At 67.3% G+C, this 16,820-nt stretch carries 7 protein-coding genes; 1 reads left to right on the forward strand and 6 read right to left on the reverse strand.

Translation table 11 applies throughout. The features are described from left to right. Window positions 1–73: 73 nt before the first annotated feature. The 4 genes from ACYVGK_RS00575 to ACYVGK_RS00590 all read right to left on the reverse strand — a co-directional run bounded on the left by ACYVGK_RS00575 (window position 74) and on the right by ACYVGK_RS00590 (window position 4,062). Window positions 74–1,147 carry a two-component system sensor histidine kinase NtrB gene (locus ACYVGK_RS00575; protein ID WP_460731280.1) on the reverse strand — a complete coding sequence of 358 codons (1,074 nt, stop codon included), beginning with the start codon at window positions 1,145–1,147 and terminating at the stop codon, window positions 74–76. Between the two features lie 89 nt (window positions 1,148–1,236). After that, on the reverse strand, window positions 1,237–1,563 hold the full coding sequence (locus ACYVGK_RS00580; RefSeq protein ID WP_460731281.1) for an ATP-binding protein: 327 nt from the start codon (window positions 1,561–1,563) through the stop codon (window positions 1,237–1,239). Between the two features lie 86 nt (window positions 1,564–1,649). Then, complete coding sequence (locus tag ACYVGK_RS00585; RefSeq protein WP_460731282.1) at window positions 1,650–2,369, reverse strand: FKBP-type peptidyl-prolyl cis-trans isomerase; 720 nt, start codon at window positions 2,367–2,369, stop codon at window positions 1,650–1,652. Window positions 2,370–2,403: 34 nt separating this feature from the next. Further along, window positions 2,404–4,062 (reverse strand): multicopper oxidase family protein, encoded by a 1,659-nt coding sequence (locus ACYVGK_RS00590; RefSeq protein ID WP_460731283.1) that lies wholly within the window; start codon window positions 4,060–4,062, stop codon window positions 2,404–2,406. Between the two features lie 351 nt (window positions 4,063–4,413). Here ACYVGK_RS00590 and ACYVGK_RS00595 point away from each other — a divergent pair, with 351 nt between their 5' ends. Then, window positions 4,414–6,150, forward strand: a complete 1,737-nt coding sequence (locus ACYVGK_RS00595; protein ID WP_460731284.1) for a PKD domain-containing protein — start codon at window positions 4,414–4,416, stop codon at window positions 6,148–6,150. 169 nt (window positions 6,151–6,319) lie between these two features. Here the strand turns inward: ACYVGK_RS00595 and ACYVGK_RS00600 are convergent, their stop codons facing one another. Further along, window positions 6,320–10,000, reverse strand: coding sequence for a hypothetical protein (locus ACYVGK_RS00600; RefSeq protein WP_460731285.1), 3,681 nt, complete (start codon window positions 9,998–10,000; stop codon window positions 6,320–6,322). Window positions 10,001–10,010: 10 nt separating this feature from the next. After that, the gene (locus ACYVGK_RS00605; protein ID WP_460731286.1) at window positions 10,011–16,775 is read right to left on the reverse strand and encodes an OmpA family protein; all 6,765 of its coding nucleotides are present in this window, start codon (window positions 16,773–16,775) and stop codon (window positions 10,011–10,013) included. Window positions 16,776–16,820: the final 45 nt, after the last annotated feature.

The following is a 16,820-nucleotide window of genomic DNA, read 5'->3' on the forward strand; positions in this document are numbered from 1 at the left end:
TTGCTCCGCTGCTCTTCGCGATCGCAAAAGCGCGAAGCAGCGGAGCAAGCTCCGCTCTACAAAGCAAGCGCGCTCAAGGCGCATTTGCTTCGTCTCCGATCGGCATCGGCAGCAGCACGGTGAACACGGTGTGGCCCGGGCGCGAGCGATACACCAGCGAACCACGGTGTTCGCGCGCGACCTGTTGCGCGAGCGCGAGACCGAGGCCGGTACCTTCGGCGCGCCCCGAGACCAGTGGCAGGAACAGGCGTTCGGCGAGATCTTCCGGCACGCCGCGGCCGTCGTCGCTGATCTCCAGGCGCAGCGCCAGCGAATGCGGCTCGTCACCGATGCGCGCGCCGTGTTCGGCGCGGGTGCGCAGGGTCACGTTGGCGGCGCCGGCTTCGATCGCGTTGCGCACCAGGTTCCACACCGCCTGAGTGAGCCGGTCGGCATCGCCGGTGAGTTCGGGGAGGCTCGGGTCGTAGTCGCGAACGAGCTTGACCGCCCAACCAGCATCGGCTTCGGCGAGGCGCAGCACGCGTTCGAGCACGGCATGGATGTTGAGCGACTCATGCGGTCGCGCGGGCGTCGGCGACAACAGCCGGTCGAGCAACGAAGCCAGGCGCGCGACTTCGGCCTCGATCAGTGCAACCAGTTCGCGCGAATCGCGATCGTCCTCGCTACTGGTGGCGATGCGGCGCGCCAGCAGCTGCGCGGCGCCCTTCAATCCGGCCAGTGGATTGCGCAGTTCATGCGCCAGGCCCTTGAGCGCGGCGGACAGGGCCGATGGCAACGCCACCGCCGGATCCTCGCCGGGAAATTCCTCGACCGGATGCGCCTCGAACAGCCAACCGGTCTCGGTCCGCGCCAAGGTGACGTCGGCGAAGCGGGGCGTGTCGTGCCCGGGAAACGCCAGCGCCAGCCGGCGCAATCGGGCGAAGTCGCGCGGTGCGTTCGGATCGGCCGAGGCTTCGGACAGCGCCCGGGCCAGGACGTCGCCGTCCACTTCCAGCGCGGCCAATGGCAGACCGGGGAGGCGCCGGCTGCTCACTTCCAGCCAGCGGGCGAGTGCCGGGTTGCCGCCGACCAGTGTGCCCGCGGCGTCGGTCCAGCCGATCGGCGTGGCCAGGCTGGTGCAATCCGGAGGCAGGGTGGGGGCCGTCATTGCACCATCTTAGTGCAGACGTCACGGCGGCACGCCTATTGCGCGGTCGCGGCGGCGGCCACTCGTCGGAACACCCGCCACCAATTAACTCACAGGGTGAAGAAGAACTCCGCCCCCCTGCCGACTTCGGCCTGCACCGACAAACGGCCGCCATGCCGGTGCACGATCCGCTGGACGGTCGCCAGGCCTATGCCGGTTCCGGGAAATTCTTCTTCCGTATGCAGGCGCCGGAACGGGCAGCCGACGGCTACAAGCTGGGTTCGCGCAATCCGGACGACAACGCCATCTGGGGCTCGAATCGCGTCGAAGTGCCGTCCGTCGTGAGCCCGGGCCAGAGCATTACCTTCAAGTTCAAGGTCCGTGCTCCGACCAAGAGTGGTTCCTACAACTTCCAGTGGCGCGTGGTGCAGGAACACATGGCGTGGTTCGGCGCCACCACGGATAACAAGAGCGTGGCCGTGAAGTAGGGTCGCGCCCTCGAGTCATGGAGCGCGCCGGTTGACTACGGCGCGCCCTGCCCCGCGATCGCCAGCAGTTCGACGTCGAACACCAGCGTCGCATTCGGACCGATCGCGCCGGGCACACCGCGTTCGCCATAGGCGAGCGCGGCCGGGATCCAGAGCCGGTACTTGCTGCCCACCGGCATCAGGGTCAGGCCTTCGCGCCAACCCGGCATGAGCTGGGTGAGCGGGAATTCGGCCGCGTGATCGATCGCGTAGGTGTTCTCGAACTCGCGCCCGTCGAGCAATTTGCCGATGTAATTGACGCGTACGGTCGCGTCCGCGGCCGGCTTCGCGCCACTGCCCGTCGTGAGCACCTGGTACTGCAGGCCGCTGGCGGTGGTGTGGATGTCGGGCTGCTTCGCATTGCGCGCGAGGAAGGCCTGGCCTTCGCTCAGGTTCTTCGCCGCCAGAGCCTTTTGCTGGGCTTCGCGCTTCTCGCGCAGGTGGGTGGTGAAGGTCTCGCGCGTGGCCTCGAGCGCGGCCTTGTCGAGCAGCGGCGGCTGACCCGCGAGCGTGTCGCGGATCGCCTGGTCGACGATGGCCAGGTCGATCTCGTCCTTGATCGGTTCGAGATTGCGCGCGACGTCGGTGCCGACCATGTAGCTGATGCGTTGCTGCTCGGTCTCCAGCGCGGTCACGTGCTTCGGTTCGGAAGACTGCGGGGACTGGCAGGCGGCAAGCGCGAGTGACAAGGCGAGGACGAGCGGAACGCGGGACATGGCAACTCCGTTGGCAGATGGCGAAAGGGGCACGTCAGTCCTCGACGGCGAAGGCGACCATCATCCCCATGTCCTCGTGTTCGAGGTTGTGGCAATGGATCATGTAGTGCTGCGTGCCAGTACAGGATTGGCTGAAGTCGAACGCGAGCCGCACGATCTCACCGGGCCACACCACCACGGTGTCGTTGTAGCCCAGATCCTGCGGACCCAGGCCGCCCGGCGCGACCTGGCGGCCACGCACATCGGCCGGACTGATGCTGCGCGAGACCACGCGAAACGGAAAGCCGTGCACGTGCAGCGGGTGCGGCATGCTGGTCATGTTGTTGCGCACTTCCCAGACTTCGCGCGTGCCGCGCTTCACCGCGAAGATCGGCGCATGGCCGTCGCGGTGGAAGTTGTGGTCGTTGATGAACCACATCCCGTCCGCATCCATGCTCAGGCGCAGTGCACGCACCGGCCAGTCCTGGGTGTCGGGCGGTGGCGGCAATGTCGAGAGCGTGTCGGGAATCGCCGCCGGCGTGCGTGGCGCAGGAGTCGATGCGGTTTGTCCGGCACACCCGGCGACGCAGAACTGCATCACCTCCAGCGGCGCGCCCATCGGTGCGGCGCCGGGATGGTCGCCCATCGGGTCGGGCACGAACGCACCGGATTCGTCTTCGTTTTCCATCGCGACGTAGTCGAGGCTGCGCAGGGTGACGCGTTCGCCTGCGGGCAGCTGGCTGAAGTCGACCAGCACGTCGATGCGCTGCGCCGGTGCCAGGAATACGTCTTCGATCGGCCAGGCGCGTGCGAGCAGACCACCGTCGGTACCGATCAGCTGCATCGGCAGGATCTGGTCGTCGTGCATGCAGGCCAGGCGCAGCATGCGCGCGTTGCAGGCATTGGCGATGCGGAAGCGATATAGCGCCGGCGCGACTTCGAGGAAGGGCTCCGGCGTCCAGTTCACCAGCATGCGGTTGCCGATCCAGTCGTCGGCGCCGAGCTTGTAGCCGATGCTGTTGTCGGCGGCGACCTGCTTGTCGGCGAGCAGCAGCGGGAGGTCGCGTTCGCCCCACTTCAATTGCAGGTGTTCGCGTAGGGCGCGCTCCTCGTCGTCTTCCACCAGCAGCAATCCGGCCAGGCCATGCTGCAGTTGCAGGCCGGTGCGGCCGTGCGGATGTGCGTGGTACCAGTACAAACCGGCGCGGTTATCGATGCGGAAGTGGTAGTCACGCCGCGCCCCCGCCGCGACCGGATGCAGGCCGCTGCCATCGTTGGCCTCGTCGACCTGGAGGCCGTGCCAGTGGATGGTGGTGTCTTCGGCAAGTGCGTTGACGAGGGTGACTTCGAGGACGTCGCCGCGCACCGCATGCAGCAGCGGATTGGCCGCACGTTGATTGGCGTGCTCGCCCGCGTAATGCCATACCGGCGTGGTGGGGCCGACGAAAACCGGGAAGTTCGCCACCTGGGCGCGCAGCGTCAACGGTTGCGACGCCGACATTTCAGCAAGCAATCCTTCGGTGCCAGGAATGCGCAACGGTTGCTGGAACGGTGCGGCGGCGTTGGCTGTTGGCGCGGCGACCGTACTTGTCGCGACCTCGCCGTGCACGTGCGACGCATGTCCGCGCCAGCGACGCCACAGCCACGGCGTCGCCACGGCTACGGCCGTCGCGGACAGACCCAGCAGCAGGCGGCGGCGGTTGCGGTCGGTCATCGCGCGGAAGTTGGCGAAGGGAGCGGTAATGTGCGGTGGTGGCGGCGCGCATGCAACGGCCTTGCCACTGCATGCCGAATCGGCGCGTCGGGTTATACCGATCGCGTGTGACGCTTTGTAGAGCGGAGCTTGCTCCGCTGCCCTGTCGCTCTGCTGCTCGGTGCAGGGGCCGCCTGCGAAGAGCAGCGGAGCAAGCTCCGCTCTACAAACGGTGCTGCAAAGCACCAACCGCGGTTCCGGTCACGTTCCTGTAACGGCCCGCTTTGCACCATCCGTGCCCTGCCCCCGGGCCGGGGCAGGTGCGGTTGGTACTTCCTCCCATCTCGAACCCGGGGATTTCCGATGGACATGATGTTCAAGCGTTGGTGCCGTTACGGCACGGCGTTGTTCGCGCTCACGCTGGCAGCTGCACCGACGGTGCAGGCCAAGCAGCGCATCCTGCAGTTGACCGAAGACAGCGCACAGACGCGCACGCTTTCGACGCAAGGTTTGCTTGCCGCCGCCGCCGCGCCCACGCGCGTGTGCGAGCCGAACGCGAAGTGGATCCGCCTCAACTTCGCCGATCTGCAACTGCACAGCTACGACTCGCTGGTGCTGCGCAGCTCCGGCGGTGATAGCTATGTGTTCTCCGGCGAGAAGTGGAACGATCGCCGCTTCTCCGCACGCGCCCTGCGCGGCTCCTGCGTCGACATCCAGCCGTACTTCGGCAGCGCCGACAGCAGCTACAAGGTCGACAGCTACAGCTTCGGCACCCAGGCACTGGCACTGACCTCGGTCGTGGTCGCCGGCGCCGGCGACATCTGCGACAGCAGTGGGACCAAATGCCAGGGAACGTCGGACAAGATCGTCGCGATCAACCCAACGGCGGTGTTCACCGCCGGCGACAATGCCTATGAAAGCGGCACCCTGACCGAATACAACAACAACTACAACCCGACGTGGGGCCGCTTCAAGACGCTGACCAGCCCGGCGCCGGGTAACCACGACTACAACACCACGAATGCCAGTGGTTACTTCGACTACTTCAACGGCGTGGGCAACCAGACCGGCCCGGCCGGCGATCGCAGCAAGGGCTACTACAGCTACGACGTGGGCGACTGGCACCTGATCGCGCTCAACACCATGTCCGGCGGCACCGTCGCCACCACCCAGATCGACTGGCTCAAGGCGGATCTCGCCGCGACCGCCAAGCCGTGCGTGGCCGCGTACTTCCACCATCCGCTGATCAGCGTGGGCAACTACACCGGCTACAGCCAGGTGAAGCCGTTGTACGACGCGCTGTATGCGGCGCATGCCGATCTGGTCCTGGTCGGTCACGACCACAACTACCAACGCTACGCCAAGATGGACGGCAGCAAGGTGGCCAAGAGCGACGGCCTGCGCCAGATCCTGGTCGGCACCGGCGGCCGCGCGTTCTACGGCATCACCGGCAGCAGCGGCCTGCTCGAAGCCAGCAACGCCAACACCCACGGTGTGCTGAAGCTGACCCTGACCGCGACCGGCTACACCGGCGACTTCGTGCCGTCGGACAACAGCTACACCGACACCTTCACCGGCACTTGCAACGCCAAGGGCACGCCGACGAATGTGCCGCCGGTGGCGAACTTCAGCTTCATCACCAGCGGCCTGACCGCGACGTTCACCGACAGCTCGACCGACAGCGACGGCACGATCGCCTCGCGCAGCTGGAACTTCGGTGATGGCGTGACCTCGCCCAGCACCAATCCGTCGCATACGTATGCGGCGGCGGGGACTTACACCGTCACGCTGACCGTCACCGACAACGCCGGCGCGACCAGCACGGTGACCAAGACGGTAAGCGTGAGCGGCACCGGCAATGCGCCGCCGACTGCGAACTTCACGGTGGCCACCAACAAGCTGGTCGCGACCTTCACCGATGCTTCCAGCGACAGCGACGGCACGATCGCTTCGCGCAACTGGAATTTCGGCGACGGCACTTCGTCGGCCGCGGTCAATCCGGTGCATACCTACGCGCGCGCAGCCACTTACACGGTGACATTGACCGTGACCGACAACGGCGGCGCCACGGCAAACACGAGCAAGTCGGTGCAAGTCCGGCGCAAGTAACGCGTCCCCTCGCTGCAATACGAAAAGCCCCGGCGATCGGCCGGGGCTTTTTTATGTTGGCCAATGAGCCTGGATGTCTTGTAGAGCGGCGCTTGCTCCGCTGCTTTGACGGGCTCGTTTGAAGAGCAAGAGCAGCGGAGCAAGCTCCGCTCTACAACGGTCCGTGGGTTTAGTAATACCCCGCCAGGTTGAGGAACCAACCGTGGTGGTCGTAGTCCAGATCGGTGAGGTCGTCGCTGAAGTCGGTGAAGTTGTAGCCGACGCCGACGCGGAAGTTCTCGCCGAGCTGACGATCCAGTCCGATCAATCCGCCCTGGCGCGTGCCGCCGTCGCGCACCTTCAGCCAACGGTACTCAGCCAGGCCTTCCCACTGCGCGATCAGGTGATAGCGCGCCTGCAGCGCGGCGAAGTCGGCGCGGCTGTCCAGCCACTGCCCCGCGCCGCGACCGGTGCGGTAGTCGCCCCAGCGACTCGCGGCCTTGCCGGCGAGTTCCCAGCGCTCGTCGAGCTGGACGATGCCTTCGAACGACAGCACCTGCGAACGCTGGTCGTACGTGTTGCCGCCTTCCTGGCCGAGCGAGGCCACGTCGTACAGGTAGGTGTAGCGACCGAACGCGGCCCAGCGCGTGCTGTCATGCGGACGCCAGGCGAAACCGAAATTGCCTTCAGCCAGCTTCGCGCTCGCCGCCGGATTCAGATCGTCGTCGGTATCGGCGTAGTTGAGCCGCGCGGCCAGACGCCAGTCGTCGTTGACGCGGAAGAACAGGCGATTGGTGGTGACCCATTGCGTGCGCTGTTCGGCGCCGCGATCGCGCCGGTACTCGAGCTTGCTCGCCCATTGCGTGCGCGGATCGGTGCGGCCACCGCTCACGCTGTAGGCGCGTCGGTCGACCTGGCCGCTGCTGCCATCGAGCTCGCCATCCATCACGGTGAACCCCAGGTTCCAGCCCGGCGCCGGATAGAAGTCGAGGCCGAAGGTATGCGCGATGCCGCTGGCATCGGTGCGCGTGTCCTTGAGGAACTGACTCTCGTTGTACAGATTCACCTGGTTGTTGAGCCGCCAGCGCTGGCCCAGCGTCCAGCCGGACTGCAGCGCGCTGTCGAATAGCGGATCGCGTGAGGTGCTGTCGGTGCTGTAGCGATACGCGCCGTACAGCGTGTGATCCGGGCTGAGCCGATATTCGCCGTCGAGCTTGCCGCCATGGCCGCGACTGCCCGAACTCACTTCCGCGCCGACGCTGGAGCGATCGCCGAACAGATACTTGGCGCCCAGCGTCACCAGGTTGTTCTTGTCGTACGCGCCGCCGTCGTCGTCGACGGTGAGCTGACCGGTGCCGTACAGCTCCAGGCTGGAACCGATGCGCTGGCGATAGCTGATCGCCGCGAGCGTGGCATCGATGTCGCCGGACGGATGCTGTTCCTGCACATGCCGCAGCTCCAGGCCGAGGCGACCGGCATCGGTGAGGCGCCAGTCGGCGGTCAGCTGCTGCTGTTCGAGCACGTCGTCGCCGCGTTCGGCGCGGCTGTAACGTCCGTACAGACTGAAGCGGTCGCTGAACCAGCCCAGGAACTCGGCGCCGTATTCCTCGATGCCCAGGCCGTTGTCGAAACGCGACACCGAGTAGCCCGCATCGACATCGCGCCACCATGCGCCCACGCTCCAGTCGCGTTGGGTCCAACCCAGCTCCTTGAAGTTGGCACGCGCCTCCACCGCGCGTGCATCACCGCGCCGCGCCGCGATCAGCGGATTGCGTTGCAGGAAGCTCAGGCCGCCGTTGTCGGAGTAGAAGATCGGCGCGGCGGTGGCTTCGGTGCGGCTCTGTTCGGCCTTGAGATACGTGCCGCGACCGGCCTGCAGCGTGACGTCCAGGCCCTTGAGCGAGTAATCATCGCCGCCGCGGTTCTCGTCGACATAAGTGCCGCCGATGGCGAAGTGATCGCCGAGCCACTGCTTGCCGCGCACACCACGGGTGACGTGATCGGCATCGAAGCCGCTGGGGATGTATTCGTAGTCGACCAGCAGCAGCTGGTCGTAGCCATCGAGCGGCGTGTCGCGGGTGAGCGTGCGCAGGTTCTCGCGGGTCATCTGCGCGAGCGGACGGGTGAGGATGATGCGGCCCTGCAGTTCGTCGATCTCGTAATCGCTGCCGCGCTGCAGGCCCACGCGTGTCTCGGTGCGACCGGTGGTGTGGTCGCGTATTTCCAGCACGACCTGATCCGAACCGGGCAGCACGTCGGTGTGGCGCAGGTAGTACAGGCTGCCGCCGGTGCCGAGGAACTCGGTGTGCCCGGGCGCGGACTGCGCTTCGGAACCGAACACCTTCAGCAACGAACGCGGATCGCCCAAGGCGGTGGTGCCGCGCGAACGCCAGCTCAGCGCGCCGCCGTACAGCGCGCGGTTGTACTGGGCGTACTCGGTGCCATTGATGCCGGTGAGGAAATTGCCCCACAGCGCCTGGCTCTGATCCCAGTCGACGCGCACGTACAACCGGCCCTGCGTGTCGATGTCGCGGGTAGTGGTCGAATCGTCGCCGTACACCGGGTAGTACTGGTCCGGATCGAGGCGACGGAACACATCCTGCGGCGTCGCTTCGAGGAAGCCGTCGAACAGATGCTGCAGCTCGCGATCCTGGGTATCGGCCTGCGCGGTGACCAGGTATTTGCCCATGATCTTGCCCTTCAGATAGAAGCCGAGCCGGCCTTCGCTGAGGAAGCCGTCGTCGTACTGCTCGTCGCCCACCAGCGGTTCGACGTTGCCGCTGGCGCTGTTCTGCGACAGCGTCACGTCGGCCAGTGCGACCAGGAACAGGTAGCGGCCGGTGACATCGACATCGAGTGCCTTCTCGAGCGGCGCGCCCTGCTCCGGCTGCACCTGCACGTTGTAGCGGTGCGCGCCGACCGGCTCGAGGAATTCGGCGGCGAACTTGCGCTCCAGATCGATCGGGAAGCGCTGGCCGTTGATGCTGAGTTGCGCACCGGCCGGAATGTCGCGGCCGTAGATGCGCACGCGCGAGCCACGAATGGCGATGTTCTGCCGCGCCAAACCGTTCTGGCCGTAGATCGCTTGGGTAATCGCGAGCGTCTGCGCGGTGTCGGCGTCCACGCTCTGGCCGAGCGTGCGTTGCGCCTGGTTGCGCAGCACCTGCGCGCCGCGCTCGTAGTCGGCGGGCGTCACCAGCTGGATGCGTTGCGGCGTGGTTTCGTCGAAGCTGCCGTCGCTGGCGTAGGCCCGCGCGACGTACAGCAGCTCGTCGCCGGCCTGCAGGTTGAGACCCGCCGGCAACTGGCCGTCCCATTCGGCGTCGCCGACGTTGGCCACCGGCATCGCGATCGTCGCCAGTGGCGTGACCCGGTCGTGATCGCTGCCGCGATACACGGTCACTTCGAGCTTCGCGAAGAACGCGGCGTAGTTGCTGTAGCCGTGGAAATGCACCGGCTTGAGCACGCGACCGTTCTCGTACGGCGCGGTGCTGCCGGCCTGCACGTTGAGCAGCGGCGGGCCGAGCGTGGGATCTTCGGTCGCCCAGATCAGCCCACCGCCCGGCAGGTCGATGGCGAAGCGGCCGGCGATGCTGGCACGCCCGTCTTCGGCGACTTCGCTGCTGCCGCGGTGGGCTTCGTTGGTAACCACCTGCACCCGACGGTTGCTCTGCAGGGCGGAAGCGCTCGTGCCGGTCTCCGCCGGGCGACTTTCGCCGTAGCTGCGCACGCGGAATACCAGGCCCTGCTCGGTGCGGCAGCCGTCGGCGTCGCACTGGGGCTGCGTCGCGGGCGCTTGCTGGGCCCGCGCCGTGGAGACCGCCAGCGCGATCAGGATGGCGGTGTTGAGAAGTGTGGTCTTGAGATTCATGGCCAGCTCCTCAGCGATTGCTCGCGCCAACAACGGCGCCTGACGCGGTTTCGACGTCGATCCGCAATCGTTGCCGCACCTCGGGTGTGAGGTCGGCTGCGATCGCATCGAAGACGGCACGCGCGCGTCGCATGCCCAGTCGCTGGTTGTAGTCGTCGCTGCCGCGCAGGTCGGCATGCCCCTGGATTTCGAGCAGGCCCTGGCCACGCTTGCTGATCGTGCGGGCGATCTCGCGAATCAGCGCCCGATAGCGCGGCCGGATGCTCGCCTTGTCGGTGTCGAACAGGATGTTGTTCAAACCGATGGCCTGATCGAGGCTGATCAGCGGCTGCAGCGGATCGACCTCGGTCGCGACTTCGATCCGCGTCTGCTCGCTCAGCTTCGTATCCAGCCGTTGCCGCAGTGCATCCTGCACGGCCTGCGCCCGCTGGAACGCCAGCAGTTCGCCGTCCGCGCGCGCAACGATGCTGATGCGGCCGCCTTTGTGCTCGCGCACGGTCGCGGCGATGCGATCGAGCATGTCCGCGGAGATCTCCGGAATCTCCGCGCTGTTGTGCGCGAAGATCACTTCGCCCAGTTCGATGTCGACCTGCCCCTGACCACCACCGATGACGCCCTCGGGCAGCTTCACGCCGAAGTCGAAGCGCACCGGCAGGCCCGGGGTGATGCGGCGCACGCGCGGATTTTCGGTGGTGAAGGTGGTGCCGGCAGGCAGCGTGCTCGGATCGACCTTGAGGATGAACAGGCGACCGCGACTGAAGGCGCCTCCCGGGATGCCCACGAGGTGGTAGCGACCCATCGCATCGGTTTCGACCACCAGGCCTTCGATCGAGGCGATGCGCACGCCCGGGACGCCGCGTTCGCCCAGGTCCTGCACGCCGTTGCCGTTGCGGTCGTCGAACACGCTGCCGACGATCAGGCTGTCTTCGAGCAGCGGATCGCCGACAACTTCGACATCGGCCGTGGCGATGTTGCTGATCGGCTGGCCGGTCAGGTCCTGCACCACGGCGCGGTTGGTGCGGATACCCGGGCCGACACCGGCGCCGACGCGCAGGTAGTAGCTGATCGTGGCGCGACTGCCGGCCGCAATATCCAGACCACCGATGCTGAGCGGACGCGTGCCGACGAGCTGACCGGCATCGTCGCCGTCATCGACCGCGAGCGAACCGTCGACGTAGCTGAAGCCCGCCGGCAGCGTGTCCACCAGCATCGCGTCGATGGCGTCGACCGAGGCGGTGTTCTCGATGGTGAGCGTGTAGCGCACCAGTTCGCCCACCTTCACCCGACGCTGCAGCGCCTGTTTGGTCAGCCGCAGCGCGAGGGCTTCGCCGGTGAGTTCCACCGTGGCGATCGCGGTGTCGCAGTTGGACGGATTGATCGTCTGGCAGATGCGATACGGGACGCGATAGGTGCCGGCCGGGGTACGCGGCGCGACGTCGAGCATGCCGTTGCCGTGGATGGTGAGCGGACCGGTCGGCGTGGACGTGAGCGTCACGTTGCCCATGTTCGCCACGCCACCGTTGAGGGTGTCGTTGCCGAGCACGTTCATCACGCCATTGCCGCCGGTGGCGCCGTCCCAGGTGCCGGCGTCATCGTCGATCGCATCGATCGCGGCCGCGGTGACCGCAACGGTCACCACCGCGGTGTCGCAGTTGCTGGGGTTGAGGCGTTCGCAGATCCGATAGGTCAGCGTGTGCGTGCCGGCCGGCGTGTTGGCGGCGACCGACACTGCGCCGCTGGTGGTGTCGAGTGTGATGCCGGGGTTGGAGGCGCTGACAAAACTCAGCAGCACGTTGCCGGTGGTGGCCGTGGCGCCGCCGAGGGTGTCGTTGGCGAGCACGTTGGCGACCGCCACACCGCCGTTGGAACCGTTGACCGGCGTGCTGCGTGCGTCGTCGTCCACCGCGTCGATCGGCGCGGCCGCAACGGTGATCGTCACGGTGGCGGTGTCGCAGTTGCTCGGATTGACGTTCTCGCAGATCCGGTAGGTGGCGGTGTAGGTGCCGGCCGGCGTATTCGGCGCGACATCGACGCTGCCGTCGGGATTGATCGTGACCGGGGCGACGCTGGTCGGGGTCAGCGTGATCTCGGCCGGATTCACCGCGACGCCGGCGAGCGTGTCGTTGGTGAGCACGTTGACGACTGCGGTGCCGCCGGTGGTGCCACTGATCGGCCCGGCGCTGTCGTCGACCGCGTCGATCACCGGAGCGGTCACGGTCACGGTGACCGTGGCGGTGTCGCAGTTGCCCGGGTTGAGCTGTTCGCAGATCCGGTAAGTCAGCGTGTACGTGCCCGCGGCCGTGCCTGCGGCGACGGTGACCGCGCCAGTGCCGGTATTGAGGCTGACGTTGGGACTGCTGCTCGACTGCTGCGTGAGCGTGATGTTGGCGAGCGTCGCCGCCTGGCTGCCCAGGGTGTCGTTGCCCAGCACGTTGGCGACCGCGGTGCCACCGCGCGAGGTGGTGGTGCCGGCGTCGTCGACCGCATCGATCACCGCCGCAGCAACAGTGACCGTCACGGTGGCGGTGTCGCAGTTGCCCGGATTCGCGATCTCGCAGATCTGGTAGGTCGCGGTGTAGGTGCCGGCCGGCGTGTTCGGCGCGACATCGACCGTGCCGTCGGGATTGATCGTGAGCGGCGCGACATTGGTCGGCGTGAGCGTGATCGCGGCCGGATTCACCGCGACACCGCCGAGCGTGTCGTTGCTCAGCACGTTGACGACCGCGGTGCCGCCGCTGGCACCCGGAATCGGACCGGCGACGTCGTCGTTGGCGACGATCGTGGCCGCGGTGACGGTGACGCTGACGGTCGCGGTATCGCAATTGCCCGGGTTGAGCTGCTCGCAGATCCGGTAGGTCAGGGTGTAGCTGCCCGCGGCCGTACCCGGTGCAACGGTGACCGCACCGGTGGTGGTGTTGAGCACGACGTTGGGGCTGCTGCTGGACTGCTGGGTCAGCGTGACGTTGGCGGTCGAGGCGGCGACGCCGTTGAGGGTGTCGTTGCCCAGCACGTTGGCGACGGCGGTGCCGCCAAGCGACGTGGTCGTACCGGCATCGTCGACCGCATCGATCACCGCCGCGGCGACGGTGATCGTCACGGTGGCGCTGTCGCAGTTGGTCGGATTGGCGATCTCGCAGATCTGATAGGTCGCGGTGTAGGTGCCCGCCGGCGTGTTCGGCGCAACATCGACGCTGCCGTTGGGGTTGATGGTGATCGGGCCCGAATTGCTCGGGGTGAGCGTGACGTCGGCCGGATTCACCGCGGCGCCATTGAGCGTGTCGTTGGTGAGCACGTTGATGACCGCGCTGCCGCCCGTGCTGCCATTGACCGGGCCGGCGTTGTCGTCGATCGCGTCGATGACCGCGGCGGCGACGGTCACCGTCACGGTCGCGGTGTCGCAGTTGGTCGGGTTGAGCTGCTCGCAGATCCGGTAGGTGAGCGTGTAGGTGCCCGCCGCCGTGCCCGCCGCCACCGTCACCGCGCCGGTCGCGGTGTTGAGGCTGACGTTCGCGCTACTGCTGGATTGCTGGGTGAGCGTGACGTTGCCGGTCGTCGCCGCAGCGCCGTTGAGCGTGTCGTTGACCAGCACGTTGGCGACCGCGGTGCCGCCGGTCGACGGCGTCGAACCGCTGTCGTCGACCGCATCGATTGCCGCCGCGGCGACGGTGATCGTCACGGTGGCGCTGTCGCAGTTGCTCGGGTTGGCGTTCTCGCAGATCTGGTACGTGGCGGTGTAGGTGCCAGCCGGCGTATTCGGTGCGACATCGACGGTGCCGTCGAGGTTGATCGTGATCGGGCCCGCGTTGGCCGGGGTCAACGTGACGTCGGCCGGATTCACCGCCACGCCACCGAGCGTGTCGTTGGTGAGCACGTTGATCATCGCGGTGCCGCCGGTGCTGCCGTTGACGGGGCCGGCGTTGTCGTCGTTGGCGACGATCGGAATCGCCGCGACCGTGACGGTCACGGTGGCGATATCGCAGTTGGTCGGATTGAGCGGTTCGCAGATCCGGTAGGTGAGCGTGTAGGTGCCCACCGCGGTGCCCGCGGCGACATTCACCGCACCGGTGGTGGTGTCGAGGCTGACGTTGGGGCTGCTGCTGCTCTGCTGGGTGAGCGTGATGGTGGCGGTGGTCGCCGCTGCGCCGTTGAGCGTGTCGTTCGCCAGGACATTGGCGACGGCGACACCGCCGGCGGTGCTGGTCGCACCGGCATCGTCGACGGCGTCGATGACTGCCGCCGCGACGACGACGGTGACGGTCGCGCTGTCGCAGTTGCCCGGGTTGAGGTTCTCGCAGATCTGATAGGTCGCGGTGTAGGTACCGGCCGGCGTATTCGGCGCGATGTCGACCGTGCCGTCGAGGTTGATCGTGATCGGGCCGGCGTTGGTCGGAGTCAGCGTGACCTCGGCCGGATTCACCGCCGCACCGCCGAGCGTGTCGTTGGTGAGCACGTTGATCACCGCGGTGCCGCCGGTGCTGCCGTTCACCGGACCGGCGTTGTCGTCGTTGGCGACGATGACGCGCGGCGTGACCGGAATCGGCGGCGTGGTGCTGGTGTTGTCGCCCGGATTCGGATCGGTCGTGCCCGCCGGTGGCGTGACCGTCGCGGTGTTCGCGCCGATCGTGCCGCCCAGCGGCGCGGTGCCGGTGACGGTGATGGTGAGCGTATTGCCCGCGCCGACGCCGACATTCGCGCTCAGGCTGATCGCATTGCCGGTACCGCTGGGCGTGCCGCAACTCGACGTGCCACCGGCGACGCAGGTCCAGGCGACATTCGTCAGCGCCGCCGGAACGGTATCGGCGATGGTGGCGCCGATCGCTGTGGACGGACCGCCGTTGCTGACCACGATCTGATACGTGACGGTCGAACCGGCCGGTGCCGGCGACGCGCTGCTCCGCGTCTTCACCACGGCGAGATCGGCGACGAGCGCGACCGGCACCGGCGGTGTGGTGCTGGTGTTGTCGCCCGGATTGGGATCCGTGGTGCCGCCCGGTGGCGTCACCGTCGCGGTGTTCGCGCCGATTGTGCCCGATGCCGGCGCGGTGCCGCTCACGGTGATCGTGACGGTGTTGCCGGCGCCCACACCGATGTCGGCGGTGAGGCTGATGGCGTTGCCGGTGCCGCTCGCGCTGCCGCAGTTCGACGTGCCGGCGGCGACGCAGGTCCAGCTAACGTTGGTGAGTTGGGCAGGAACCGTGTCGGCGATGCTGGCGCCGATCGCAGCGGACGGACCGCTGTTGCTGACCACGATCTGATAGCTGACGGTGGAACCTGCCGGTGCCGGCGACGCGCTGGTCAGCGTCTTCACGATCGACAGATCGGCGACGAGCGCGACCGGCACGGGCGGCGTGGTGCTGGTGTTGTCGCCCGGATCCGGATCGGTGGTGCCACCCGGCGGCGTCACGGTCGCGGTGTTCGCGCCGATCGTGCCCGAAGTCGGCGCGGTACCGCTGACATTGATGGTGACGGTGTTGCCCGCGCCCACGCCGATATCGGCGGTGAGGCTGATGGCGTTGCCGGTGCCGTTCGCGCTGCCGCAGTTCGACGTGCCGGCGGCGATGCAGCTCCAGCTGACGTTGGTGAGTTCGGCCGGAACCGTATCGGCAATCGTCGCGCCGATCGCGTCGGACGGACCGCTGTTGCTGATGACGAGTTGATAGGTGACGGCCGAGCCCGCAGGCGCCGGCGACGCGCTGGTCAGCGTCTTCACCACCGCGAGGTCGGCAACCAGGGCGACCGGTACCGGCGGTGTGGTGCTGGTGTTGTTACCCGGAGCCGGATCGGTGGTGCCGACCGGAGGCGTGACCGTCGCCGTATTCGCGCCGATGGTGCCGGACGCAGGCGCGGTGCCGCTGACATTGATCGTGACCGTATTGCCCACGCCGACAGCGACATTCGCGCTGAGGCTGATGCTGTTGCCCGTGCCGCTGGACGTGCCGCAACTCGACGTGCCCGCGGCCACGCAGGTCCAGCTGACATTGGTGAGCTCTGCCGGAACCGTGTCGGCGATCGCCGCGCCGATCGCATCGGACGGACCGCTGTTGCTGATCACGATCTGATAGCCGACCGTCGAGCCCGCCGGTGCCGGCGAGGCGCTGGTGAGCGTCTTCACTACCGCCAGATCCGCGATCGGCGTCACCGGTATCGGCGGCACGGTGCTGGTGTTGTCGTTCGGATCCGGATCGGTGGTGCCTGGCGGCGGTGTGATCGTCACCGTATTCGCACTGACCGTGCCGGACGCCGGTGCGGTGCCGCTGACCACGATCGTGATCGTGTCGCCGGGCGCGACATCGACCGAAAGATTGATGTCACCGGTGCCGCTCGCACTGGCGCAACTCGAGGCCGGCGAACTGGCTGCACAGGTCCAGCCAACATTGCTTAGTTGCGCTGGCACGGTGTCCAGCACGGTCGCGCCCAGCGCCACCGACGGACCTGCGTTGGTGACTTCGATCTGGTAGCTCACCGCGCCGCCCGCATTCACCGGCGACGCGGTCAGCAGCGTCTTGGTGACCGCGAGCGCGGCGGTCGCGGCGAGCGCATTGCTGTCGGTAGCGGTGTTGTTGGTCGCGTTCGGATCGTCGATGTTCGCAGGCAGCGTGAGCTGCGCGGTGTTCACCAGCGGGTCGGGGTAGGTCTGCGCACTGGCCGCACCGCTCGTCACTGCGAACACCAGCAGCAGCGTCTGCGCCAGTCCGTGCGTTGCATGTACGCAACACCGCTTCCAACGCGAATGGAAGCTGGCCTGTACGCTGCGATGCTTGCTGACGGTTTCCATATTCAGGCCCTGCGAATTCGCGATGGAGAGCGCTGCTGCGTGCGG

It is taken from the genome of Lysobacter tyrosinilyticus (assembly GCF_054779815.1).

Excerpts from the sequence above, each read along its gene's own strand:
- ACYVGK_RS00590 (WP_460731283.1), bottom strand. The coding sequence starts at position 4,062 with ATGACCGACCGCAACCGCCGCCGCCTGCTGCTGGGTCTGTCCGCGACG.
- ACYVGK_RS00605 (WP_460731286.1), bottom strand. The coding sequence starts at position 16,775 with ATGGAAACCGTCAGCAAGCATCGCAGCGTACAGGCCAGCTTCCATTCG.
- ACYVGK_RS00575 (WP_460731280.1), bottom strand. The coding sequence starts at position 1,147 with ATGACGGCCCCCACCCTGCCTCCGGATTGCACCAGCCTGGCCACGCCG.
- ACYVGK_RS00600 (WP_460731285.1), bottom strand. The coding sequence starts at position 10,000 with ATGAATCTCAAGACCACACTTCTCAACACCGCCATCCTGATCGCGCTG.
- ACYVGK_RS00595 (WP_460731284.1), top strand. The coding sequence starts at position 4,414 with ATGTTCAAGCGTTGGTGCCGTTACGGCACGGCGTTGTTCGCGCTCACG.
- ACYVGK_RS00585 (WP_460731282.1), bottom strand. The coding sequence starts at position 2,369 with ATGTCCCGCGTTCCGCTCGTCCTCGCCTTGTCACTCGCGCTTGCCGCC.